Origin of the sequence: Priestia sp. 40 (assembly GCF_049368575.1) — a bacterium.
Lineage (GTDB): Bacteria > Bacillota > Bacilli > Bacillales > Bacillaceae_H > Priestia > Priestia zanthoxyli.
This window is the reverse complement of record NZ_JBMPZA010000005.1, coordinates 1,673,620-1,696,932: the sequence shown is the minus strand read 5'-3', so window position 1 is coordinate 1,696,932 and position 23,313 is coordinate 1,673,620. Positions and strand designations below refer to the sequence as shown.

The 23,313-nt window shown below is 39.9% G+C and carries 23 protein-coding genes and 1 other RNA gene; 17 read left to right on the top strand and 7 right to left on the bottom strand.

The features are described from left to right. Positions 1-239: 239 nt before the first annotated feature. The 9 genes from ACO1DI_RS09945 to ssrA all read left to right on the top strand — a co-directional run bounded on the left by ACO1DI_RS09945 (position 240) and on the right by ssrA (position 10,155). Positions 240-1,424: a phosphoglycerate kinase gene (locus ACO1DI_RS09945; RefSeq protein ID WP_115655052.1), complete on the top strand. Its 1,185-nt coding sequence runs from the start codon at positions 240-242 to the stop codon at positions 1,422-1,424. Positions 1,425-1,599: 175 nt separating this feature from the next. Next, positions 1,600-2,355 (top strand): triose-phosphate isomerase, encoded by a 756-nt coding sequence (gene tpiA / locus ACO1DI_RS09940; protein ID WP_013085385.1) that lies wholly within the window; start codon positions 1,600-1,602, stop codon positions 2,353-2,355. Continuing rightward, the gene (gene gpmI / locus ACO1DI_RS09935; RefSeq protein ID WP_116074735.1) at positions 2,355-3,887 is read left to right on the top strand and encodes a 2,3-bisphosphoglycerate-independent phosphoglycerate mutase; all 1,533 of its coding nucleotides are present in this window, start codon (positions 2,355-2,357) and stop codon (positions 3,885-3,887) included. The genes tpiA and gpmI overlap by 1 nt, the downstream gene beginning before the upstream one ends. A 24-nt stretch (positions 3,888-3,911) precedes the next feature. Then, positions 3,912-5,207, top strand: coding sequence for a phosphopyruvate hydratase (gene eno, locus ACO1DI_RS09930; RefSeq protein WP_014457842.1), 1,296 nt, complete (start codon positions 3,912-3,914; stop codon positions 5,205-5,207). Between the two features lie 208 nt (positions 5,208-5,415). Beyond that, on the top strand, positions 5,416-5,649 hold the full coding sequence (gene secG, locus ACO1DI_RS09925) for a preprotein translocase subunit SecG (protein WP_014457843.1): 234 nt from the start codon (positions 5,416-5,418) through the stop codon (positions 5,647-5,649). A 267-nt stretch (positions 5,650-5,916) separates the two neighbouring features. Further along, entirely contained in the window at positions 5,917-6,657 is a 741-nt protein-coding gene (locus ACO1DI_RS09920; RefSeq protein WP_029714523.1) for an alpha/beta hydrolase, read from the top strand. 38 nt (positions 6,658-6,695) lie between these two features. Beyond that, positions 6,696-9,038 (top strand): ribonuclease R, encoded by a 2,343-nt coding sequence (gene rnr / locus ACO1DI_RS09915; RefSeq protein ID WP_014457845.1) that lies wholly within the window; start codon positions 6,696-6,698, stop codon positions 9,036-9,038. Between the two features lie 145 nt (positions 9,039-9,183). Then, complete coding sequence (gene smpB / locus ACO1DI_RS09910; RefSeq protein ID WP_013059694.1) at positions 9,184-9,651, top strand: SsrA-binding protein SmpB; 468 nt, start codon at positions 9,184-9,186, stop codon at positions 9,649-9,651. A gap of 142 nt (positions 9,652-9,793) precedes the next feature. Beyond that, positions 9,794-10,155, top strand: a transfer-messenger RNA (tmRNA) gene (gene ssrA / locus ACO1DI_RS09905). 129 nt (positions 10,156-10,284) lie between these two features. Here the strand turns inward: ssrA and modB are convergent. From modB to fdhF, 4 genes are all read right to left on the bottom strand, one after another. Next, positions 10,285-10,941: a molybdate ABC transporter permease subunit gene (gene modB, locus ACO1DI_RS09900; protein WP_014457846.1), complete on the bottom strand. Its 657-nt coding sequence runs from the start codon at positions 10,939-10,941 to the stop codon at positions 10,285-10,287. Between the two features lie 7 nt (positions 10,942-10,948). After that, entirely contained in the window at positions 10,949-11,746 is a 798-nt protein-coding gene (modA, locus tag ACO1DI_RS09895; RefSeq protein WP_209368025.1) for a molybdate ABC transporter substrate-binding protein, read from the bottom strand. A gap of 125 nt (positions 11,747-11,871) precedes the next feature. After that, positions 11,872-12,351, bottom strand: a complete 480-nt coding sequence (locus tag ACO1DI_RS09890; RefSeq protein WP_014457848.1) for a DUF1641 domain-containing protein — start codon at positions 12,349-12,351, stop codon at positions 11,872-11,874. 11 nt (positions 12,352-12,362) lie between these two features. After that, positions 12,363-15,302, bottom strand: a complete 2,940-nt coding sequence (gene fdhF / locus ACO1DI_RS09885; protein WP_209368023.1) for a formate dehydrogenase subunit alpha — start codon at positions 15,300-15,302, stop codon at positions 12,363-12,365. Between the two features lie 364 nt (positions 15,303-15,666). On the opposite strand from fdhF, the gene ACO1DI_RS09880 reads away from it, so the two are divergent. The 3 genes from ACO1DI_RS09880 to moaA all read left to right on the top strand — a co-directional run bounded on the left by ACO1DI_RS09880 (position 15,667) and on the right by moaA (position 17,887). Beyond that, on the top strand, positions 15,667-16,011 hold the full coding sequence (locus ACO1DI_RS09880; RefSeq protein ID WP_013059689.1) for a DUF2294 domain-containing protein: 345 nt from the start codon (positions 15,667-15,669) through the stop codon (positions 16,009-16,011). 66 nt (positions 16,012-16,077) lie between these two features. After that, positions 16,078-16,824: a formate dehydrogenase accessory sulfurtransferase FdhD gene (fdhD, locus tag ACO1DI_RS09875; protein WP_405083487.1), complete on the top strand. Its 747-nt coding sequence runs from the start codon at positions 16,078-16,080 to the stop codon at positions 16,822-16,824. Positions 16,825-16,870: 46 nt separating this feature from the next. Further along, the gene (gene moaA, locus ACO1DI_RS09870; RefSeq protein ID WP_209368020.1) at positions 16,871-17,887 is read left to right on the top strand and encodes a GTP 3',8-cyclase MoaA; all 1,017 of its coding nucleotides are present in this window, start codon (positions 16,871-16,873) and stop codon (positions 17,885-17,887) included. A 12-nt stretch (positions 17,888-17,899) separates the two neighbouring features. On the opposite strand, the gene mobA is transcribed toward moaA, so the two are convergent. Continuing rightward, positions 17,900-18,469, bottom strand: coding sequence for a molybdenum cofactor guanylyltransferase (gene mobA / locus ACO1DI_RS09865; protein WP_209368018.1), 570 nt, complete (start codon positions 18,467-18,469; stop codon positions 17,900-17,902). A gap of 161 nt (positions 18,470-18,630) precedes the next feature. Between mobA and ACO1DI_RS09860 the strand changes: the two genes are divergently transcribed. Genes ACO1DI_RS09860 through moaD form a run of 5 tightly spaced genes read left to right on the top strand, consistent with a single transcriptional unit; the run spans position 18,631 to position 22,142 of the window. Continuing rightward, on the top strand, positions 18,631-19,647 hold the full coding sequence (locus ACO1DI_RS09860; RefSeq protein ID WP_140451779.1) for a molybdopterin-synthase adenylyltransferase MoeB: 1,017 nt from the start codon (positions 18,631-18,633) through the stop codon (positions 19,645-19,647). Between the two features lie 17 nt (positions 19,648-19,664). Then, positions 19,665-20,930 (top strand): gephyrin-like molybdotransferase Glp, encoded by a 1,266-nt coding sequence (gene glp / locus ACO1DI_RS09855; protein ID WP_423145214.1) that lies wholly within the window; start codon positions 19,665-19,667, stop codon positions 20,928-20,930. Continuing rightward, positions 20,918-21,445, top strand: coding sequence for a molybdopterin-guanine dinucleotide biosynthesis protein B (mobB, locus tag ACO1DI_RS09850; protein WP_209368014.1), 528 nt, complete (start codon positions 20,918-20,920; stop codon positions 21,443-21,445). The genes glp and mobB overlap by 13 nt, the downstream gene beginning before the upstream one ends. Beyond that, a complete protein-coding gene (locus ACO1DI_RS09845) occupies positions 21,442-21,906 on the top strand; it encodes a molybdenum cofactor biosynthesis protein MoaE (RefSeq protein WP_140451778.1) in 465 nt (154 codons plus the stop codon). The genes mobB and ACO1DI_RS09845 overlap by 4 nt, the downstream gene beginning before the upstream one ends. Positions 21,907-21,908: 2 nt before the next feature. Next, positions 21,909-22,142: a molybdopterin converting factor subunit 1 gene (moaD, locus tag ACO1DI_RS09840; protein WP_209368012.1), complete on the top strand. Its 234-nt coding sequence runs from the start codon at positions 21,909-21,911 to the stop codon at positions 22,140-22,142. A gap of 32 nt (positions 22,143-22,174) precedes the next feature. Here moaD and ACO1DI_RS09835 read toward each other — a convergent pair whose 3' ends face one another. After that, on the bottom strand, positions 22,175-22,816 hold the full coding sequence (locus ACO1DI_RS09835; RefSeq protein ID WP_013059680.1) for a nitroreductase family protein: 642 nt from the start codon (positions 22,814-22,816) through the stop codon (positions 22,175-22,177). A 27-nt stretch (positions 22,817-22,843) separates the two neighbouring features. After that, entirely contained in the window at positions 22,844-23,281 is a 438-nt protein-coding gene (locus ACO1DI_RS09830; RefSeq protein ID WP_013085370.1) for a MarR family winged helix-turn-helix transcriptional regulator, read from the bottom strand. Between the last annotated feature and the right edge of the window lie 32 nt (positions 23,282-23,313).

Sequence of the window (23,313 nt, the reverse complement as noted above, 5' to 3'; positions counted from 1 at the left end):
ATATCTGAAAATAGAACGACTATAATAAGACTTGCTAAGGAAGAGAGGGGCATACCCCCTCTTCCTTGATTTATGTATTGGCTTCTACATGAAAAAGCGTCATAAACAGCTAACTGGAGTTTCACTTTATATAGAAAGGCGCCAATATATAAAATGAAATGTACGGTGGTTTGTGGATTGATGATTACATAGAAGCCTACTTGCTTAGTACCATAAATACTTAAGGAGGCCTTTTAACGATGAACAAAAAAACGTTGAAAGACATCGATGTAAAAGGAAAGCGAGTATTTTGTCGCGTAGACTTTAACGTACCAATGAAAGACGGAAAAGTAACAGACGAAACTCGTATTCGTGCAGCTGTTCCTACTATTCAATATTTAGTAGAACAAGGTGCAAAAGTAATTTTAGCTAGCCATCTTGGACGTCCAAAAGGCGAAGTTGTTGAAGAATTACGTCTAAATGCTGTTGCAGAACGTTTACAAGCTCTTCTTGGTAAAGACGTTGCAAAAGCTGACGAAGCTTTTGGTGAAGAAGTAAAGAAAACAATCGACGGCATGAGCGAAGGCGATGTTTTAGTACTTGAAAACGTACGTTTTTACCCAGGCGAAGAGAAAAACGACCCTGAATTAGCAAAAGCGTTTGCTGAATTAGCAGATGTATACGTAAATGATGCATTCGGTGCAGCTCACCGTGCGCATGCTTCAACAGAAGGAATCGCTCAACACATTCCAGCAGTAGCAGGTTTCTTAATGGAAAAAGAGCTTGATGTGCTTTCAAAAGCATTATCAAACCCAGAACGTCCATTTACTGCAATCGTTGGTGGAGCAAAAGTTAAAGACAAAATCGGTGTAATTGACCACTTACTTGATAAAGTAGATAACTTAATCATCGGTGGAGGACTTTCTTACACATTTATTAAGGCACTAGGTCATGAAGTAGGTAAATCACTTCTTGAAGAAGACAAGATTGAACTTGCAAAATCTTTCATGGAAAAAGCTAAGAAAAACGGAGTAAACTTCTACATGCCAGTGGACGTGGTAGTAGCAGATGACTTCTCAAATGATGCTAATACTCAAGTTGTATCAATTGAAAACATTCCAAGCGATTGGGAAGGCTTAGACGCAGGACCGAAAACGCGTGAAATCTATGCTGACGTAATCAAAAACTCTAAGTTAGTTATTTGGAATGGACCAATGGGTGTATTTGAATTAGATGCATTTGCTAACGGAACAAAAGCAGTAGCTGAAGCTTTAGCAGAAGCAACTGACACATATTCAGTAATCGGCGGAGGAGACTCTGCAGCAGCTGTTGAAAAATTCAACCTAGCTGATAAAATGAGCCATATTTCTACAGGTGGCGGTGCGTCACTAGAGTTTATGGAAGGTAAAGAACTTCCAGGCGTAGTTGCACTAAACGATAAGTAAGTTTATGTTTCAGTAAGACGGAGGACCGACCTGACGACTGATAATATAAATAATTATCAAGCAGCGAAGAAGGATGACCAAAAGATAAAAGGGACCGAATCACTTTTAACAGCACCCTCTTGGACATCTAACGCGTGAAGGGAAAACCCACAATAAACAAAGGACGGTGTTATACATGCGTAAACCAATTATTGCAGGAAACTGGAAAATGAACAAAGTACTTTCTGAAGCAACTAGCTTTGTTGAAGAAGTAAAGGGAGCAGTACCATCTCCTGAAAGCGTAGATTCAGTAGTATGTGCACCTGCACTATTTTTAGATCGTTTAGTAGAAGCGACTAAAGGCACAGACTTAAAAATTGGTGCACAAAACATGCACTTTGAAGAAAACGGTGCGTTCACTGGAGAAGTGAGCCCTGTTGCTTTAGCAGATTTAGGCGTGAACTATGTTATTTTAGGACACTCTGAGCGTCGTGAAATGTTTGCTGAAACGGACGAAACAGTAAACCAAAAAACAATTGCTGCATTCAAACACGGTTTAACACCAATTGTTTGCTGCGGTGAAACAAACGAAGAATACGAACAAGACCAAACAAAAACAGTTGTAGCTAATCAAGTACAAAAAGCATTAGCGGGTCTAACTGATGAGCAAGTAAAACAAACGGTTATCGCATATGAGCCAATTTGGGCAATCGGTACAGGTAAATCTTCAACTGCTGAAGGTGCAAACGAAGTTTGTGCATACATCCGTAGCGTTGTTGCAGAACAATTCTCTCAAGATGTTGCAGATGCTGTACGTATTCAATACGGCGGTAGCGTAAAACCTGCTAATATTAAAGAATATATGTCTCAATCAGACATTGACGGAGCTTTAGTAGGTGGAGCAAGCTTAGAAGCAGATTCTTTCTTACAGCTTTTGGAGGCTGGTAAGTAATGAGTAAAAAGCCAGTAGCATTAATCATCTTAGATGGTTTTGCATTACGCGATGAAGATAAAGGTAATGCGGTAACACATGCAAAAAAACCAAACTTCGACCGTTTCTGGAACGAGTATCCTCATGCTACACTTCAGGCATCTGGAGAAGCTGTAGGCTTACCAGAAGGCCAAATGGGTAACTCTGAAGTAGGTCACTTAAACATCGGCGCAGGCCGAATTGTGTACCAAAGCTTAACTCGTGTAAACGTAGCAATTCGTGAAGGCGAGTTTGAACAAAACGAAACGCTTCTAGCAGCTGTAAAGCACGCAAAAGAAAAGGGTACAAACCTCCATCTTTTCGGACTTTTATCTGATGGCGGTGTACACAGTCACATCGAACATCTATATGCATTATTGCGTCTAGCTAAGAGTGAAGGCTTAGAAAAAGTCTACATTCATGGCTTCTTAGATGGTCGTGACGTAGCACCTCAATCTGCTGAAACGTATTTAAAAGAACTTAATGAAAAAATTGAAGAGTACGGCGTTGGTGAAATTGCAACACTTTCAGGACGTTACTACTCAATGGACCGCGACAAACGCTGGGAGCGCGTAGAGAAATCATACCGCGCAATGGTTTACGGCGAAGGTCCATCATATACAAGCGCTGAAGAGTGCGTAAAAGATTCATATGAAAATGGAATCTATGACGAATTCGTTTTACCTTCTGTTATTACAAAAGAAGACGGATCGCCAGTTGCGACAATTCAAGACGAAGATGCAGTTATTTTCTACAACTTCCGTCCGGATCGCGCAATTCAAATTTCAAACACGTTCGCAAACGAAGATTTCCGCTCATTTGATCGCGGTGAAAAACATCCGAAAAACTTACATTTTGTATGTTTAACTCACTTTAGCGAAACAGTTGACGGATATGTAGCCTTTAAGCCAATTAACTTAGATAACACGCTTGGTGAAGTATTATCTCAAAATAACTTAAAGCAGCTTCGTATTGCTGAGACAGAAAAATATCCTCACGTAACGTTCTTTATGAGCGGTGGACGTGAAGCAGAGTTTCCTGGTGAAACACGTATCTTAATCGATTCACCAAAAGTAGCAACATATGACTTGAAACCTGAGATGAGTGCTTATGAAGTGACGGACGCGTTGCTTGCAGAAATCGAAGGCGACAAGCAGGACGCTATTTTATTAAACTTTGCAAATCCTGATATGGTAGGCCATTCAGGTATGTTAGAACCAACGGTAAAAGCGATTGAAACAGTAGATGAGTGCTTAGGCAAAATTGTAGATGCAATTTTAGCTAAAGGCGGTACAGCAATCATCACAGCAGACCATGGTAATGCTGATGAAGTGATTACGCTTGAAGGTAATCCAATGACGGCTCATACAACGAATCCTGTTCCAGTAATCGTAACCAAACAAGGCTTAGAGCTTCGTGAAGACGGTATCCTAGGAGATCTAGCTCCTACGATGCTTACTCTTCTAGATGTAGCACAGCCAAAAGAAATGACAGGTAAAACATTAATTAAATAATTAATTATAAAGGAGAGTTTTAAAATGCCAGCAATTCTTGACATTTATGCACGCGAAGTATTAGATTCTCGCGGTAACCCAACAGTTGAAGTGGAAGTATATACTGAATCAGGCGCTTTCGGACGCGCTTTAGTACCAAGTGGTGCTTCTACTGGTGAATATGAAGCAGTAGAATTACGCGATGGTGACAAATCTCGCTACCTAGGTAAAGGTGTATTAAAAGCAGTAGAAAACGTAAACGAAATTATCGCTCCTGAATTAGTAGGTATGGATGTAACTGATCAAATCGGTATCGACCGCCTTATGATCGAGTTAGACGGTACTGAAAACAAAGGTAAATTAGGTGCCAACGCTATTCTTGGTGTATCTATGGCAGTAGCTCACGCAGCAGCTGACTTCGTAGGTCTTCCATTATACCGTTACCTTGGCGGATTCAACGCTAAGCAATTACCAACTCCAATGATGAACATCATCAACGGTGGTTCTCATGCTGATAACAACGTTGACTTCCAAGAATTCATGATCTTACCTGTAGGAGCTCCTACATTCAAAGAAGCAATCCGTATGGGTGCTGAAGTATTCCACGCGTTAAAATCTGTTTTAGCTTCTAAAGGCTTAAACACAGCTGTAGGTGACGAAGGTGGTTTCGCTCCTAACTTAGGTTCTAACCGTGAAGCATTAGAAGTAATCGTAGAAGCAATCACAAAAGCTGGTTATGAAGCTGGTAAAGACATCCAATTAGGTATGGACGTAGCTTCTTCTGAGTTCTTCAACAAAGAAACTGGTAAATATGACTTAGCAGGCGAAGGCCGTACAGGCGTAACTTCTGCTGAAATGGTAGATTTCTACGAGCAGTTAGTTAACGAATTCCCAATCGTTTCAATCGAAGACGGTTTAGACGAAAATGACTGGGATGGTCACAAGCTATTAACTGAGCGCATTGGCGGCAAAGTACAGCTTGTTGGTGACGATCTATTCGTAACAAACACGAAAAAACTTGCTCAAGGTATCGAACAAGGCGTAGGTAACTCTATCCTTATCAAAGTTAACCAAATCGGTACATTAACTGAAACGTTCGAAGCTATCGAAATGGCTAAACGTGCTGGTTACACAGCAGTAGTTTCTCACCGTTCTGGTGAAACTGAAGATGCAACAATCGCTGATATCGCTGTTGCAACAAACGCTGGTCAAATCAAAACTGGTTCTATGAGCCGTACAGATCGTATTGCGAAATACAACCAATTACTACGCATCGAAGACGAGCTAGGTGTTCTAGCTGTATACGATGGTGCTAAATCTTTCTACAACTTAAAAAAATAAGTTGAAATCATAAAAAACGGATGACGATTGTCATCCGTTTTTTTATGTTAAAATCCGGTGTATTTCGCTGTCGTTACTTGTATGAGAGGGCTTTTTATGATAAATTAACCTTAGCGTAGTGCGCGTACTTTATCCCCGGTAATGCCAGTCAGAAGGGATGAAGAAACCCCGCTGATTGACTATTACTTGGTGTAGGAGGTGTGTCTTAGTGCATACATTGCTGATTACTTTGCTAGTGATTGTTTCAATTGCATTGATTGTTGTGGTCGTTTTACAATCAAGCAAAACTACTGGATTATCTGGAGCTATTTCCGGTGGGGCTGAAACGTTATTTGGAAAACAAAAAGCACGTGGAATTGACTTAGTTTTACACCGTTTGACAGTAGTGTTATCTATCTTATTTTTTGCTTTAACACTTGCTGTATCTTATTTCAAACTTTAATATGTTACTGGATAGACTGCCACCCAATGCATATGTACTTGGTGTATACCAACTTATGTATTAGGTGGTTTTTTAATGGGCGTGTTGAATACTTTAATTTCATTTTTAAGTAATGATATAATATAGCTTTAGAAAAAAGTACTAAATATAGCATAAAAGCGCAAAAGTTGACGGGCATATATCCGTGTATGTGATGACCGTCACATAAATACATGTTTTTTTCTATTAGGACTGCAGATATTATAACTAAAAGGAGTTAAATGATATATGAAAATTGCACAACCAAAGCCATTTACATTTGAAGGCGGCGAAAAAGCTGTTTTATTACTTCACGGTTTTACCGGAAACTCTGCTGATGTTCGCATGTTAGGTCGGTTTTTAGAGAAAAAAGGATACACATGCCACGCACCTCATTACAAAGGACACGGTGTAGCGCCTGAAGAGCTTGTTCATACTGGTCCGGAGGATTGGTGGAAAGATGTCATGGAAGGCTATGAGTTTTTAAAAAGCAAGGGTCATGAAAGTATTGCTGCTGTAGGTCTTTCACTAGGTGGCGTATTTTCACTGAAATTAGGTTACACTGTACCTATAAAGGGTATTGTGCCTATGTGCGCGCCTATGTATATAAAGAGTGAAGAAGTCATGTATGAAGGTGTTTTAGCGTATGCACGCGAATATAAAAAGCGTGAAGGTAAATCGTCTGAACAGATTGAACAGGAAATGGAAGAGTTCAAACAAACACCAATGAACACATTAAAGTCTTTACAGGAATTAATCGCTGAGGTGCGAAATTCAGTTGATATGATTTATGCACCGACATTTGTTGTACAAGGTCGTCATGATCATATGATTAATACAGACAGCGCCAATATTATTTATAATAGCGTCGAGTCTCCTACAAAAGATATTAAATGGTACGAAGAGTCTGGTCATACCATTACCTTTGATAAAGAGCGTGATCAGCTTCATGAGGATGTATATGCATTTTTGGAATCACTTGATTGGTAATAGAGATAATGTGAATAAGGAAAAAGGAGGGACAAAAAGTGAAAGAAGAAAATCAGCCCTATATGAATGAAATATTGGATTTTATGAAAAGGGATAATTATAAACCTTTGACTGTCCAAGAGCTTGCAAAAGAATTTAATACTGAGGATGCAGAGTCATTCAAAGAGTTTGTGAAGGCACTTGTTATTATGGAAGAGAAGGGTTCAATTATCCGAGCAAGAAACGACCGCTACGGGCTGCCGGAACAAATGAATTTTGTTAAAGGGAAAGTAAGCGGACATGCAAAAGGCTTTGCATTCGTAGTTCCTGAAGAAAAAGACGCGGGAGATGTATTTATTCCGCCTACTGAAACAAACAATGCTATGCACGGGGATATTGTGCTTGCAAGAGTGTTATCAGAATCATCAGGTGCTCGTCGTGAAGGAACAATTGTAAAAATCTTAGAACGAGGTACTCAGCAAATTGTAGGCACGTATACGCAAAGCAAGAATTTTGGCTTTGTGATTGCGGATGACAAAAAAATTGCAGGTGATATCTTTATTCCCAAAGCAGCAAGAAACGGTGCAGTTGAAGGTCATAAAGTAGTAGTAGAGCTGACAACCTATCCGGAAGGCCGCATGAATGCAGAAGGAAAAGTTGTTCAAATTCTAGGACATAAAAATGACCCGGGGATTGACATCATTTCTGTTATCCATAAGCACGGTCTTCCTCAAGAATTTCCTGCTGATGCTTTAACACAAGCAATTGATACACCTGAAACGATTGACGAAAAAGATATCGGTAACCGCCGCGATCTTCGTGATCAAGTTATTGTAACCATTGACGGAGCAGATGCAAAAGATTTGGATGATGCCGTAACGGTTACAGAGCTTGAAAACGGAAACTACAAATTAGGCGTTCACATTGCAGATGTAAGCCACTACGTTAAAGAAGGTTCTCCCATTGATGTAGAAGCAGCAGAGCGCGGAACAAGCGTCTATTTAGTAGACCGTGTTATTCCGATGATTCCTCATCGTTTATCTAACGGAATCTGTTCATTGAATCCAAAAGTTAACCGTTTTACGCTTTCATGCGAGATGGAAATCGATGCACAGGGTGAAGTAGTTAAACACGAGATTTTTGAAAGTGTCATTAAAACGACAGAACGAATGACGTATTCAGACGTGAACAAAATCTTAGTGGATAAAGATGAAGAAGTCTTAGCACGCTACGAGCCAATCGTTCCAATGTTTGAGCGTATGGAAAAGCTGGCTGCTATTCTTCGTAAAAAGAGAATGGATCGCGGTGCCATTGATTTTGATTTCAAAGAAGCAAAAGTGTTGGTAGATGATGATGGCCATCCGCACGATGTTATTTTGCGTGAACGTTCAGTTGCTGAAAAGCTAATCGAAGAATTTATGCTGGCGGCAAACGAAACAGTAGCGGAACATTTTCACTGGATGAACGTGCCGTTCATTTATCGTATTCATGAAGATCCAGATGCAGAGAAGCTTACTCGTTTCTTAGAGTTTATTACAAACTTCGGTTATACGGTGAAGGGAACCGGAAACGATATTCATCCGCGTGCGCTGCAGGATATTTTAGAAGAAGTAAAAGGTACGCCTGAAGAAATGGTTATTTCAACTGTTATGCTTCGTTCGATGAAACAAGCGAAATATGAAGCAGAAAGCTTAGGCCATTTCGGTTTATCAGCGGAGTTCTATACGCATTTTACATCTCCAATCCGTCGTTATCCAGATTTAATCGTTCATCGTCTCATTCGCACGTATTTAATTGAAGGAAAATCAGATCAGCAAACGCAAGAAAAATGGCGCGAGCTTCTGCCTGATATTGCTGAGCATTCTTCTAATATGGAACGTCGTTCAGTTGATGCTGAGCGGGAAACAGACGATATGAAGAAAGCTGAGTTTATGGCTGATAAAGTTGGGGAAGTATTTAATGGTATTATTAGCTCTGTTACCAACTTTGGAATGTTCGTGGAGCTAGAAAATACGATTGAAGGGTTAGTTCACGTTAGTGATTTAACGGATGACTATTATCGTTATGACGAACGTCACTATGCGATGATTGGAGAAAGAACTGGAAATGTCTTCCGAATCGGAGACGAAATTGAAGTAAAAGTTGCTGCTGTGAATAAAGACGAGCGTTCAGTAGACTTTGTTATTGTAGGAATGAAAGAAAGTCGTAAGCGTTTATCCAAAGATCGTCCTAAAGTGATTAAAGCAAAGCAAAAATCACGCAAAGATGACAAAGGAAAAGGTCGAGAGGGCAGCCGAAGCAAAAATGAAGAATGGTCCACTCAAAATCCAAAGAAGAAAAAGAAAAAGAGATTCTTCGAGGGTGCCCCAAACGTTAAGCGTAAAAAGAAAAAGCGCAAATAATCGACAGCAGTGAAGCAGAAGGATAGTCCTTCTGCTTCAAAACAGCTCCATTAAACGTTTTAGTTGTTGTTTAGATTTCCATACAGTAAAATGATACATAATATCATACATATACGTAAGTACGGCTGAAGGGAAGGAACGTTTTATGCCAAAAGGTGAAGGGAAATTAATTGCACAAAATAAAAAAGCCCGCCATGACTTTTTTATTGAAGAAACATATGAGACGGGTATTGTTCTACAAGGAACGGAAATTAAATCAATTCGTAATGGCCGCGTAAATTTAAAGGACTCTTTTGCTCGTGTGCAAAACGGAGAAGTATTTTTACACAATATGCACGTTAGTCCTTACGAACAAGGAAATCGATACAATCATGAGCCACTTCGTACACGAAAACTATTGCTGCATAAACGTGAAATCAGCAAGCTAATTGGTTATTCAAAAGAAACGGGTTATTCACTAGTTCCTTTAAAAGTGTATTTGAAGAATGGATACGCAAAGGTTTTATTAGGGCTTGGTAAGGGTAAAAAGAAATATGACAAGCGTGAAGACTTAAAGCGAAAAGAAGCTAAGCGCGATATCGAACGAGCATTTCGTGATCGTCAAAAAATGTGATATTACAAAATCTTACAATTGCAAAATGCTCATTTTATGATATAATAAATATTGTTATCAGTTAGATTTCATTTTGCACACTGAAGTCGCTATCTGATGTAAGATTTTTTCTTACACATTCCGACTCCCTTTTATTTTATATGGGGACGTTACGGATTCGACAGGGGTAGTTCGAGCTTAGGTTGCGAGTCGAGGAGATGGCCTCGTTAAAACATCAACGCCAATAATAACTGGCAAATCTAACAATAACTTCGCTTTAGCTGCATAATAGTAGCTTAGCGGTTCCTCCCTCCATCGCCCATGTGGTAGGGTAAGGGACTCACTTTAAGTGGGCTACGCCGGAGTTCGCCGTCTGAGGACGAAGGAAGAGAACAATCAGACTAGCGACTGGGACGCCTGTTGGTAGGCAGAACAGCTCGCGAATTATCAATATGCCAACTACACTCGTAGACGCTTAAGTGGCGATATTTCTGGACGTGGGTTCGACTCCCACCGTCTCCACCAAATACATATTTTTGGTGGCTTACCTTACATACAATAGGAGTTAATCAAATGTATGATGCATTTGATTAACTCCTTTTTTAATTTACGATTTATGTAAAAAGGATGCCTCTTACACAAAGAGGCATCTTTTTACTTTTGTTTAAGCTGAACAAAAAGCAGCATAAGAAAGGAAAGAAAGACGATTGAAATAACCCATAGCCAAGCGAGATTCATGTTTCCAGAGTCAATCGCTACGTAGATAGCGGTAGGAACCGTTTGTGTTTCACCTGGAATATTGCCAGCAAACATCAAAGTGGCTCCAAATTCTCCAAGCGCTCTTGCCAGACTCAGCACACCTCCTGTTACGATAGCTTTAGCAGCTAAAGGGATGGAAATAAAGCAAAAAACTTTCCATTCGCTGGCACCATCTACTCGAGCTGCGTCTTCGATTTCATGATCAACGCTTTGAAAGCCTGTTTTGGCAGATTGATACATAAGAGGGAACGCCACAACAACAGATGCAATAACGGCTGCCCACCATGTAAAAATAACGGGTTGTTGAAAGACCCATTCAATTGCTCGGCCTAGTAGACTGTGTTTTCCGAAGATAACAATCAATAAAAATCCAACTACGGACGGAGGGAGCACCAACGGGAGCATTAACGCCGTTTCAATCATCACTTTTCCCTTAAAGTGTTTCCTGGATAACAGTTTTCCTATAACAGTGCCTAAAATAATAACGACAAATCCTGCTACTAATGCAATTTTAAGCGATAGCTGAAGAGGAGATAAAAATTCTTGAATCATAGCGGCCTCAATTTGCAGTGAAACCGTATTTCTTTAAAGTGTCAAGAGCCGTCTTACTTTGTAAAAATTGATAAAAAGCTTTTGCTTCTTGTGGGTGTTTCGAATCCTTAATAACGCCTACAGGATATACAATTGATTTGTGAGTGCTATTATCTGCAGTAGCGACAATCTTCACCTTTTTTGAAATCAAGGCATCGGTTTTATAAACCACCCCAGCTTCAACGTTTCCTGTCTCCACATAGGAAAGCACCTGGCGTACGTCTTTTGCATAGACGGTTTTAGGCTCAATGTTTTTCCACAGATTCATGTGTTCAAAAGTCTCTTTTGCATACTGTCCGGCAGGAACGGATTCCGGTATGCCAAGTGCAATTTTTTGAACAGCAGGCTTTGATAGATCTTCAAAATTTTTGATAGCAGCCGAATTATTCTTTGGGACGATAAGCACAAGGTCGTTGCCAACCAAGTCAGTTCCATTTTCTTTAGAAATAGCTCCTGACTTTACCAGTGTATCAAACTTATCTTCCGCTGCTGAAAAAAACAAATCAGCCGGTGCCCCGTTTTCAATTTGCTGCTGCAGCGAGCCTGAAGCTCCAAAATTAAATTTCAAGTCTATATTTGGATGCTTTTTTTCATATTGCTTTTGAATATCAGTGAGCGCATCTTTTAAGCTGGCCGCAGCGGATATCGTTAAGCTGATGTTTTTGTGCTGAGCTGCGGATTGATCTGTATTTGTTTCGTTCGAACAAGCAGCAGTAAACATAATTAAAAATAATAGTGCGAATAAGGGTTTAAAGTATTGTTGCATCGTGTCACCTCAATTAGTTGTAGTAAAGCAATTTAGTATAACTATATCACGTTCATTTAAAATTTGACTTCCTAAAAAGAAAACAGCGACTTGAAAGGGAAAAAACTTTCAAGTCGCTGCCTTATTTATTCTTCCAACGCTTTGCCCATTCCTTTTAAAAAGTGAAGCCCAAATCCAATTGCACGATTGACATCTGGATCGTTTAGCGCTTTTATAAGAGCTAATGCACTTACTTTTTTTCCTGTTTTTATATATTCATTCCCTTCGTTCATACCAGCTGTTGCGCTATTTACAAGTTTAGCGGTTACCTCTGGATCTGCCTTCATCAAACCACTGCTTGCACCCATAAGAGTATTAATTAAATTGGTTACCGGTTCTCTGGAAATTTGATGAAGCGCAATTTTTGAGATTTTTTCTTTCGCTTGAATCATTGAATCAGCAGCTTCAAGAACACCCATGTCGTTAAGTTCGCCAACAATACTGAGAATACGGTTCAACGCTTCTTCATTATCTGCCAGCAGAGAAGTTAAATCTTCTAATTTTTGTTGTTTTTCTTCTTCCTCGCTTAGAAGAGGTTTCTTAATTTCTGTAATAGGTTGTGCCATCTTTTCTCCTCCTATTTACTTGTTAAATGGACGTAGCCAGGACGGTTCCATTTACGCTGAACCTCGACCCCATTTTGAGGATGGCGTTTTTTGTTACGCGGATTTGTAGACGGTAAAGGCGTTTCTCCACCTTTACTTAATACTTCCATCCGTACTTTTGTTTGTTTGTAAGCCGGCGTATTTGTGCGTTGGTCGACTGCAGGTCCCGTCAAGAAGTTAATAGCCGAATCTTTATGAACAGAGTGCATTGGAAGATACAGCTCATTTGCTTTTACTCGCTCTGTAATTAATGCCCGTACTTTTACTGCTCCAAACGGTGAGATTAATCTGACAAGCGAACCTTCTTCAATTTCACGCTCCTTGGCAAGCTGAGGTGAAATTTCTACAAATACTTCCGGTACTTTTGATTGAATACCGCTCGATTTATTGGTCATATTCCCTTCATGAAAATGTTCTAACATTCGTCCGTTATTAATGTGCAAATCATATTCCTCTGGAAATTCAGCAGGAAGCACCCAATCTGATAAAGCAAAGCGCGCTTTTCTATCTGGGAAATTAAACCCATCGACGTAAAGTAAAGGCGTGCTTTTTCCCTCTAAGCTCCCCCATAAGAAGCTATTCCAACCTTCAAGGTTTTCGTAGCTGGCTTGGCTGAATAGCGGTGATAGACTAGCCATTTCTGCAAAGATGTCACCAGGGTGTGTATACGTCCAATTTGCACCTAAGCGGTTTGCAATCTCTTGAACAATCCACCAATCCGGCTTTGAATCACCAAGCGTTGGCAATGCTTGATACAATCTTTGTACACGTCGCTCCGTATTGGTAAACGTTCCTTCTTTTTCAAGAGAAGGAACAGCAGGCAATACAACATCAGCATATTGAGCCGTTCTTGAAAGGAAAATGTCTTGAACGACAAAAAAGTCCAGGTTTGATAATATTTCATGCACATGATTAGCATTTGAATCGACAAGGGCCATATCTTCTCCAACGAGGTACATGGCTTTCATTTTTCCTTCATCAATCGAGTGAAGCATTTGAATGTTATCAAGACCCGGCTTGTCTTTAATTTTTACGCCGTATGCTTTTTCAAATTTTTCTCGAGCGACTGAGTCTGTGACATGTTGATAGCCTGGAAGCCAAGCAGGAAGAGTTCCCATATCACAGGCTCCCTGCACGTTATTATGGCCTCGGAGCGGATAGGCGCCTGCACCAGGGCGTCGATAGTTTCCAGTAGCAAGCAACAGGTTTGAGATAGCCGCTGATGTATCAGAGCCTCCTGTATTTTGCGTCACGCCCATACCCCACAGCACACAGGTTCCATCGGCGTCTCGAATCATTTCAGCTATTTGAATGAGTGTTGCTGCTGAAATACCCGTAATTTGTTCAGCATATTCAAGCGTATACTTTTCAAGCAAAGAGTTAAAGTCTTCAAAATAGTTGACGTTTTCTTGGATGAATTTTTCGTTGTGCCATCCTTGATCAATCATGTATTTTGTTACAGCCATTAGCCATACTTGGTCCGTACCTTGTTTTGGACTGATAAAAATGTCAGAGCGTTCAGCCATTTCGTTTTTGCGCAAATCTGCGACGATTAGTTTTTGGTCATGAAGCTTATGCGCGCGTTTGATACGAGTTGCTAATACAGGGTGACCTTCAGCAGGGTTAGCTCCAACGATGATAACCAGTCCAGCTTTTGCGATGTCTTTTATCGTGCCGGCATCGCCTCCCATTCCCACTGTTCGAAATAATCCATCGGTTGCAGGAGACTGACAGTAGCGAGAGCAGTTGTCTACGTCATTTGTTTCAAACATTTGGCGAGCCAGCTTTTGAATAACATAGTTTTCTTCGTTTGTAATCTTAGAAGAAGAGATAAAACCAACGGATCCATGTCCGTACTGCTGATTGATAGAGTTTAACCTGCTTGCTACTAAATCGAGCGCTTCTTCCCATGACGACTCTACAAATGCGCCATTTTTTCGGATTAAAGGCTTAGTAATACGTTTTTCAGAGTTTACAAAATCCCAGCCGAATTTTCCTTTCACACAGGTTGAAATAGCATTTGCAGGAGCATCTGAGCTAGGCTGAACTTTAAGGATTTCACGGCCTTTTGTCCACACTTCAAATGAACATCCAACTCCGCAAAATGTACAGACGGTTTTTGTTTTTTTCGTCCGAGTTTCACGCATAGCTGCTTCCACTTCTGAAACAGCAAAAATTCCGCTGTACCCTGGTTCCACTTCTTTAACTAAATCAATCATTGGATCCAAAACGCCTTTTGGAAGTCCAGTCATGAATCCAGCTTCTCCGAGCATAGATTTTTCCATTAAGGCATTACAAGGGCATACTGTTACACATTGGCCGCAGCTCACACAAGAAGATTCATTGATTGCTACACCATCATCCCAGAGAACGCGGGGACGTTTCGCTTCCCAGTCGATAGAGAGCGTTTCATTAACTTGAAGATTTTGACAAACCTCTACACATTGTCCACAAGCAATGCATTGATTAGGGTCATAACGGTAGAACGGATGAGACATATCGACTTCATCCTCTGAGGCCTTTGGCGTATAGGGGTATTTTTGATGTTCGATCTCCATCATTTCGGCTGTATTATGTAATTTACAGTTTCCGTTGTTATTATCGCAAACGGTGCAGTATAGCAAATGATTCTCTAATAAACGATCCATTGCTTCCGTCTGTGCCGCTTTTGCGGGTGCTGATTGTAATTCAATCTTCATGCCGTTTTCAGCTTTTGTAGAACAAGAACGAACTAATTCGCCATTCATTTCAACAATACATGTGTCACAAGTTTGAATAGGGTCCACTTCAGGCACATAACAAATCTGAGGGTGCTCAATGCTTTGCTGATTAATAATTTCGAGTATGGTAGAGCCTGAAGCTGCCTTGTATTCGTTGCCATTTATATGAACAGTGATGGTTTCACGACTCATGTGTTTTCCTCCTTTATATAAAAACAAAAAACCACCATGAATACACACGCCTAATCAAATAAGGGAAGTGCAATCATGGTGGAATAGTTTACTAGCAGGTCTTACTAATATGCCAATCCGGCCCATTTATATCGTTAAGAAAAAGTGATAGAGTAATAACAATTCATTATTATTATTCCATCTCGGTTATTTATAATTATATCGCTACGTTTTTAAATGCACAACTTTTTTAAATACCCAACTCTCTTCAAAAGTTTTGCTGCAAAGATTTTAGGCTTTTATTTTTTGAAGTGTTGATTTATGATAAAAAAACTGTAGGAATAAAATGCACAATTTAATTTTAATCGGTGGGAGAGCGTTGATTATGTCAAAAACTATTCATGAATTTAATGATATTATTCGGAAGCTTCGAAAAGATTTATTTGGAAAAGGACCGGAAAGAATACATACGGTTTTTGTTGAAAATATGGCTGTCTCAACACTGTATGGAAATTTAACTCCGACAGAAACATTTATTGCAAGCACTTCTGAAGGATGTGACATGGTTCATCTAGCTCGAACAAAAATGATCCAAGATGTATATGCATCGAATCCGCCGGAAGGGCTAGAAGAATTGGTAGGAGCAAAGTTGGTTAATTTATTTTCAGATATGAAAATAAAAGAAAATATAGCGGTTTCCGTATTCGTTTTTGATAAAAACATTATTTAAAAAAGGAGACATCACATGAACTCGACCGTTAAGAAGCGTACAGTTCTTAGATTTAGAAATGGTCAAATGGAAAGCTTCGAAGATAAAATTGTAACGGAGTTTCCTGTGACTGTAAAAATTAATGAAGAAGAGTTTGTCACGATGGTATGTAGCCCTCAATACATTGAAGAAATGGTAATTGGCTATTTAGCATCTGAAGGGGTTATTCGAGAATATAAAGATATTAAAAACATATGGGTTCAAGAAAAAGAAGGGTATGTTCATGTTACAATAGATAAATTAAACCCATATTTTCAAAACCTTCAAAATAAACGATATATCACGTCTTGCTGCGGGGCGAGCAGACAAGGGTTTGTCTTTATAAATGATGCGCTGACTGCTAAAAAAATGAATGATATATCGGTAGAACTTTCAATTAAGGATTGTTTTCAATTGATGAATAAGCTTCAGCAATCTGCTGCTACGTTTCAAGAAACGGGTGGCGTTCATAACGCTGCCATTTGTGATAAAAATGGTTTTATGCTTAGCAGAATGGACATTGGTAGGCACAATGCCCTAGATAAACTATACGGGTATTGCTTAAAACACCATATTTCAATTAGAGATAAAGTAGTCGTTTTCAGCGGCCGTATTTCTTCAGAAATTTTGCTGAAAGTGGCGAAGATCGGGTGTGAAGTGGTTCTTTCAAAATCTGCTCCGACTGAACTTGCTTTAAATCTTGCAGAAGAATTGGGAATTACAACGGTAGGGTTTATTCGAAATGATTCGTTGAATATTTATACATGCCCGGAAAGAATTTTAAGAGAGAGTTAATCTGCTGTGAAGAAGCTGACAGCTAGAGAGAGGAGAGATGAGGCAGATGTCATACGCTATAGTTGATACTTTAAAGCGTCCTTTACGAGACTTGCGTTTGTCAGTAACAGATCGCTGTAACTTTCGCTGTCGATATTGTATGCCTGAAGAAATTTTTGGAGCAGACTATCCATTTTTACCTGCCGAAAACATTCTTTCGTTTGATGAATTAGAGAGGCTCACTAGATTATTCGCATCGCTAGGAGTAAAAAAAGTGCGTATAACGGGAGGAGAGCCGCTACTAAGAAAAGGCTTGCCAGATCTAATCAATCGTCTGAAGCAAATTGAGGGGATAGATGATATTGCGATCACAACAAACGGCTCACTGTTAAAGAAGCATGCAGAAGCCTTATCAAAAGCGGGATTATCAAGAGTAACCGTCAGCTTAGACTCGCTTGATGAGGTGAGATTTCAAGAGCTGAATGGAAACCGAGGAAGCGTCAAACGAGTATTAGAAGGAATAGAGGCAGCAGCTCTTGCGGGAATTTCAGTCAAAATAAATATGGTTGTCCAAAAGGGTAAGAACGAGCAGGATATCCTTCCGATGGCCCAATATTTTAAAGGCAAAAAACATACGCTCCGTTTTATTGAATATATGGATGTTGGAAATTCAAACGGATGGAAAATGGATGAGGTTATAACAAAGAAACAAATTCTTGATATAGTTGGACAAGAAATGCCTCTTGAAGAAATACCGCCTCATTACACAGGAGAAGTAGCCACCAGGTATCGGTATGTCGGGACAGAAGAGGAAATTGGTATCATTTCATCTGTCACAGATTCATTCTGTTCCACTTGTTCACGCGCAAGAGTATCGGCTGAAGGAAAGCTCTATACCTGTTTGTTTGCGTCAAAAGGATATGACCTCCGGACACTGATACGGTCAGAAGCATCTGATCATACTGTTTGTGAGACCATTTCTGATATCTGGAATCATCGGAAAGATCGTTACTCAGATGAGCGGGCTAACGGAAGACAGGTCCAAGGCGCTGAAAAAGTAGAAATGTCTCATATTGGTGGATAATTCAAAAAAGCTTTATACATGCCAATCACTGCGATGATTTACATTTATAAAAGTGGGATCTTCTGCTGAAAAAGGCACGCGAAGGACGTTTGTCCGATTCAACAATCCTGTAAGCCTTCTTTCACCTTGCGTAACGAGTTGTTCAATAAGAGGAAGCGTTCTACGGTGATAGAGTGCTAGAAGCGGGTGCATGTGATTTGGCTGAACAGGAAGAACAATATCAGCTGAGTTCGTCTGAGTTAGGATAATCATATTATGAACAAACTCAGCGTTAACAAAAGGAATGTCACACGAAAGAATAAAGAACCATTCAGCACGGCAATCAATTGCAGTTAAAGCATGATGAATTGCATACAAAGGTCCTTGATACGGGCATTTTTCAACTGCAAATGTAACATCCTTTCTTTGAAAATAAGGAAGTAAATCTTGGTTGGTAGACACAAGTATAGGTGTAACGTGATTTTCTTTTAATGCATCTATACTGTATTCGTAAAATGATTTCTTGTTATAGGTTTCAAACATTTTTGGTTGACCGTAGCGAGAAGATTTCCCTCCTGCTAATACAATGCCGGCAATGGACATCTATTAAATACCTCCATCAAAATATATTTGTATATTTATGCAAAAAATCCTCCGTGAAGCAGTTTAGCTTTATGTGTATAATAGCATGTTTTTAAAGAAATATCTTTGACGAAGGAATAGATAGTGAAGTGAGAGATTGAATGAGAAAGGGAGAGAAAAGAGTGACAGAACGTTATTCACGTCAGCAGCTTTTCCAGCCAGTTGGAAACAAAGGGCAGCAGCAAATTAGAAGTAAGCATGTTTTAGTTGTAGGTGCAGGGGCTCTAGGCAGCGCTAGCGCAGAAGCCCTTGTGCGTGCTGGAATTGGAAAATTGACTCTTGTAGATCGTGATTATGTAGAATGGAGTAATCTACAGCGTCAGCAGCTTTATACAGAACAAGATGCGCAAAACAAACTACCTAAAGCTGTAGCAGCAAAAAATCGTTTGCGTCAAATAAACACGGAAGTGAAGATTGAAGCGCTGGTGATGGATGCTCAGCCTGCTAATTTAGAAAATATCGTCCAAACAGCTGATGTGATCATCGATGCAACAGATAATTTCGACATCCGTTTTATTTTAAATGATTTGTCACATAAGCATGAAGTCCCTTGGATATACGGCTCATGTGTGGGAAGCTATGGCACCACTTATACCGTTATCCCAAATGTAACCCCTTGTCTGCACTGCATATTGAAAAAAGTGCCTGTCGGAGGAGCAACCTGTGAGACAGCAGGAATTATCAGTCCAGCTGTTCAAATCGTGGCAGCCTATCAAATAACCGAAGCATTAAAAATTTTAGTCGAAGATGTTGAAGCTTTGCGCCACACATTTTTAACCTTTGACGTCTGGAATAATCAGCACGCTGAATTTAAGACGGGCAAAATGAAAAGTGATAAATGTTCTTCTTGCGGATCGACCCGAACGTATCCGTACTTAGCGTATGAAAATCAGCTTAAAACAGAAGTTCTTTGCGGCAGAGAGACGGTTCAAATCAGACCCTCACAGCAGCATTTACACAACTTTGATGAATTGGAAAAGCGGTTAAAAAAACAGGGGGAAGTGGACCGCAATCCATACCTTCTGTCATGTCAGCTTCCAGAGCAGCGCTTTGTAATTTTTCAAGATGGCCGTGTATTTATTCATGGAACGAATGATATTCAATTTGCGAAAAGCTTATATTATCGTTTACTAGGATGAGTAGAGGAGTGAAAAGAATGAGAGAAAAGCGAACTCCTATCCCTGTTGGAGAATGCGTTGGACGAGTGATGCAGTATGCAAAAAACGGAAAGCAAGAAATCATTGCCCTTGAAGAAGCTCACGGCAGATTTTTAGCTGAAGATTTAATAGCAGATCATGATATCCCTGCTTTTGATCGTTCTCCATATGATGGTTTTGCCGTTCGATCGCAAGATACGAAAGAAGCATCATCACTTCATCCAGTAGAACTGGCTGTTCGAGGAGAGATAGGAGCGGGTTCTGTTTTTGAACATACAGTCAACGCGATGCAGGCTGTGCGTATTATGACAGGAGCGCCTATTCCAAAAGGCTGCGATGCGGTTGCGATGCTTGAAGTAACAAAAGAATATACGAAAGACGATCAGCCGATCGTTCAAATCAAGCGTTCGTTTAACAGCGGAGATAACGTTTCTTTCCAAGGAGAAGAAACAACAAAAGGCACTATGTTAGCTTCAAAAGGAACATATATCACTCCGGGAGTATCTGCTCTTTTAGCCACATTTGGCTATGATAACGTAGCTGTCTTCAAAAAGCCTGTAGTTGGATTACTTGCAACTGGAAGTGAACTAGTGGAAGTGAGTGATCCTGTTCAGCTAGGGAAAATTCGTAATAGCAATGCTCATATGCTTCGTGCCCAAATTGAAAAAGCTGGAGGCGAAGTGAACTATTTTGGTATCATGCCCGATGATTTAAGTCAGTGCTACAACGCGGTAAAATCTGCACTGTCAGAAGTGGACATGCTGATTACAACGGGTGGCGTTTCAGTAGGAGACTATGATTATCTACCCGATGTTTATAAGCAATTACAAGCCGAAGTTCTTTTTAATAAAATAGCGATGAGGCCAGGCAGTGTAACAACGGTTGCTCGTATGGAAGAGAAGCTTTTATTTGGCCTATCGGGAAATCCTACAGCGTGCTATGTCGGTTTTGAACTTCTGGCACGTCCGGTAATCAGTACATATGCGGGTAAAAGCACCCCTCATCTTCGGAAAGAAAAAGCTTTGTTAGGAAAAGACTTCTTAAAGCCAAATCCTTTTATGCGATTTGTATCTGGCAGGCTTTCATACAGGGAAGGGCAGCTAATTGCTTCTCCATTAAGCTTTACAAAATCTAGTGCGGTTTCGTCTTTAGCTCATGCGGATACGTTAATTATATTTCCTGGAGGGACGAGAGGGTACAAAAAAGGAATGCTGGTTGACGTCTTATTGCTAGATGACGTACAGGGAAGTGAATGGCCTTGGTAGCACGTTGCACCGTTTTACAAGTAGTTGGATTTCAAAATAGCGGAAAAACTACTTTAGTGGAAAAGTTAATTAAAAAAGCGAAACAATTCAATCTATGTGTAGGCTCTATTAAGCACCATGGACACGGTGGACCTCCAGATAGCAGCAGCGGGTTAAAAGACAGTCATCGCCACCAGCGAGCAGGTGCCGATGTGGCAGGTGTAGAAGGAGGTGGAATCCTTCAGCTTACGGCAGATAGTAAAGACTGGAGCCTAAAAAAGCTGATTGATTTTTATCAATTTTTCTCGCCAGAGATCATTTTTGTTGAAGGATATAAAAAAGAATCCTATCCAAAAGCAGTCTTGATTCGAAGTGAAGAAGATCTTGTTCTGCTTTCCTCTCTAACCAATATTATATGCGTAATTAGTCACGTTCCGCTTAAAAAAGAAGTGCAGGGAGTATATCCAATGTTTCACTTACAAGAAGACGAGCTTTATCTTAATTTTTTATTGAAAGAAGTGGGGGAAAGAAGATGAACCAGCACTTATTTGAAGTAGTAAATCAGCCAATTGCCGTAGATGAAATAATTAAAAAAGTTTCTAGAAGAGACGCGGGAGCTATTACGACATTTATTGGAACGGTAAGAGAATTTACAAAAGGCAAGAAGACCCTATCTCTTGAATATCAAGCCTATGTGCCAATGGCAGTGAAAATGCTGAGCCAAATTGGTGACGAAATTCAGGAAAAGTGGCCCGATGCTTTGGCAGCTATTACTCATCGAATCGGGAAGCTTGATATAACAGAAGTTGCAGTAGTTATTGCCGTTTCTTCTCCGCATCGCAAAACAGCTTATGAAGCAAACGAGTATGCTATTGAACGTATTAAGCAAATTGTGCCAATTTGGAAAAAAGAATTTTGGGAAGACGGAACAAAATGGATTGGAGATCAGTTAGAAACGAAAGAATATCCTGAAGGAAAGCCATTGAAGGAGATGTAAAAATGATTAACGTTTTATTTTTCGCTGCTATACGTGAAGAGGCTGGAGTGGAACAAGTAACAGTTGATAAGCAAGGTATAACAGTGAAGGAATTAAAGGAATATGTACAAAAAACGTATAAGCTGTCCTCTCTAAAGCAAACGATGACAGCAGTCAACGAAGAGTTTGTAACAGATGAAGAAACCATTGGAACGGGAGATACCGTTGCATTTATTCCGCCTGTTAGTGGAGGATAAAAAAAGGTGCTGAATACACAGCACCTTTTTTATTATCTAAATTGAGCTACTTTTTCGATTGGTAAACGTACAGACGGGTAGCCACTATTTGCTGCTTTGCCGATTGAAAGTAACATAACCGGTGCATAGCGCTCTTTGTCTAAACCGAATGCTTCGGCAATTTGATCTTTTTCATAACCGCCAATAGCGTTTGTATCATAACCGTGAGCACGTGCAGCAAGCATTAACTGCATAGATACTAAACCGCCGTCAATTAATACCGTTTCTTTATTTAATTCTTCAGAAGCAGCTGCGTAGTGCGCTTTAATTTTAGGAATTTGCATGTCTCTAATTTCTTGTGGCATATAGCCTAGTTCAACAGCTTTATCGTAAATTTCATCTAAATTTTCTTCACTTTTTAAATCGCCGAATATCGCAATAACAGCTGCCGATGTTTCTACTTGTGACTGATTAAATTTAGCAAGCGGAGCTAGTGTTGCTTTTCCTTCAGGGCTATCAATTACTAGAAAGCGCCAAGGCTGTGCATTAACAGAAGATGGAGCTAGCGTCGCTTCTGTTAAAATTTCTTTCATTTCTTCACGGCTGATTTTGACAGATGGATCGTAATAACGAATAGATCTGCGCCCTGTAATAATATCTTGGAAATCATTGTTTAGTGTTTTTGTTTGTGTCATGATGAACTCTCCTTTATGTTAAAAATGTTATGACCGTTCAATGGCCGAAATGTTTACTTTTAAACGCTCAAGCATTTTGGAAAGCAGCAGCTGTTCTTCTTCGCTGAAATCTTTAAATGCTTCATCAATAAAGCGAGCTTTTTCGTTTCGAAATGCACCGATTTTTTCATGTCCGCTTTTCGTAAGCTTTACAAATGTTACGCGGTTGTCATCAGGGTTTTTACGGCGTGATACAACATCTCTTTCTTCGAGCTGCTTTAAATGCCTTGTAATTGCAGCATTGTCAATGTTCACTTGCTGTTGAAGCGCCTTTTGACTCATTTCACCTGTTTCATAAAGCTGATGTAAAATATCAAGACGTGATTGGCTAACACCGGTACAATGCTCAAACTTTTGATTAATTTGTTTATTAACTTCTTGCAGAGCATACAGAACATTTGCTTTTTCAGAACATGAATGTGACAAGAAAGTCGCTCCCTTTTTCTATGATATTTATT

Coding starts and splice junctions, on each gene's coding strand:
- fdhF (WP_209368023.1), bottom strand. CDS start 15,302: ATGAGTCGTGAAACCATCACTGTTCATATAAATGGCAACGAATACAAG.
- ACO1DI_RS09920 (WP_029714523.1), top strand. CDS start 5,917: ATGAAAATTGCACAACCAAAGCCATTTACATTTGAAGGCGGCGAAAAA.
- modB (WP_014457846.1), bottom strand. CDS start 10,941: ATGATTCAAGAATTTTTATCTCCTCTTCAGCTATCGCTTAAAATTGCA.
- modA (WP_209368025.1), bottom strand. CDS start 11,746: ATGCAACAATACTTTAAACCCTTATTCGCACTATTATTTTTAATTATG.
- ACO1DI_RS09845 (WP_140451778.1), top strand. CDS start 21,442: ATGAACCAGCACTTATTTGAAGTAGTAAATCAGCCAATTGCCGTAGAT.
- moaA (WP_209368020.1), top strand. CDS start 16,871: ATGTCATACGCTATAGTTGATACTTTAAAGCGTCCTTTACGAGACTTG.
- smpB (WP_013059694.1), top strand. CDS start 9,184: ATGCCAAAAGGTGAAGGGAAATTAATTGCACAAAATAAAAAAGCCCGC.
- glp (WP_423145214.1), top strand. CDS start 19,665: ATGAGAGAAAAGCGAACTCCTATCCCTGTTGGAGAATGCGTTGGACGA.
- tpiA (WP_013085385.1), top strand. CDS start 1,600: ATGCGTAAACCAATTATTGCAGGAAACTGGAAAATGAACAAAGTACTT.
- ACO1DI_RS09835 (WP_013059680.1), bottom strand. CDS start 22,816: ATGACACAAACAAAAACACTAAACAATGATTTCCAAGATATTATTACA.
- mobA (WP_209368018.1), bottom strand. CDS start 18,469: ATGTCCATTGCCGGCATTGTATTAGCAGGAGGGAAATCTTCTCGCTAC.
- moaD (WP_209368012.1), top strand. CDS start 21,909: ATGATTAACGTTTTATTTTTCGCTGCTATACGTGAAGAGGCTGGAGTG.
- fdhD (WP_405083487.1), top strand. CDS start 16,078: ATGGAAAGCTTCGAAGATAAAATTGTAACGGAGTTTCCTGTGACTGTA.
- mobB (WP_209368014.1), top strand. CDS start 20,918: ATGGCCTTGGTAGCACGTTGCACCGTTTTACAAGTAGTTGGATTTCAA.
- ACO1DI_RS09880 (WP_013059689.1), top strand. CDS start 15,667: ATGTCAAAAACTATTCATGAATTTAATGATATTATTCGGAAGCTTCGA.
- gpmI (WP_116074735.1), top strand. CDS start 2,355: ATGAGTAAAAAGCCAGTAGCATTAATCATCTTAGATGGTTTTGCATTA.
- ACO1DI_RS09890 (WP_014457848.1), bottom strand. CDS start 12,351: ATGGCACAACCTATTACAGAAATTAAGAAACCTCTTCTAAGCGAGGAA.
- eno (WP_014457842.1), top strand. CDS start 3,912: ATGCCAGCAATTCTTGACATTTATGCACGCGAAGTATTAGATTCTCGC.
- ACO1DI_RS09945 (WP_115655052.1), top strand. CDS start 240: ATGAACAAAAAAACGTTGAAAGACATCGATGTAAAAGGAAAGCGAGTA.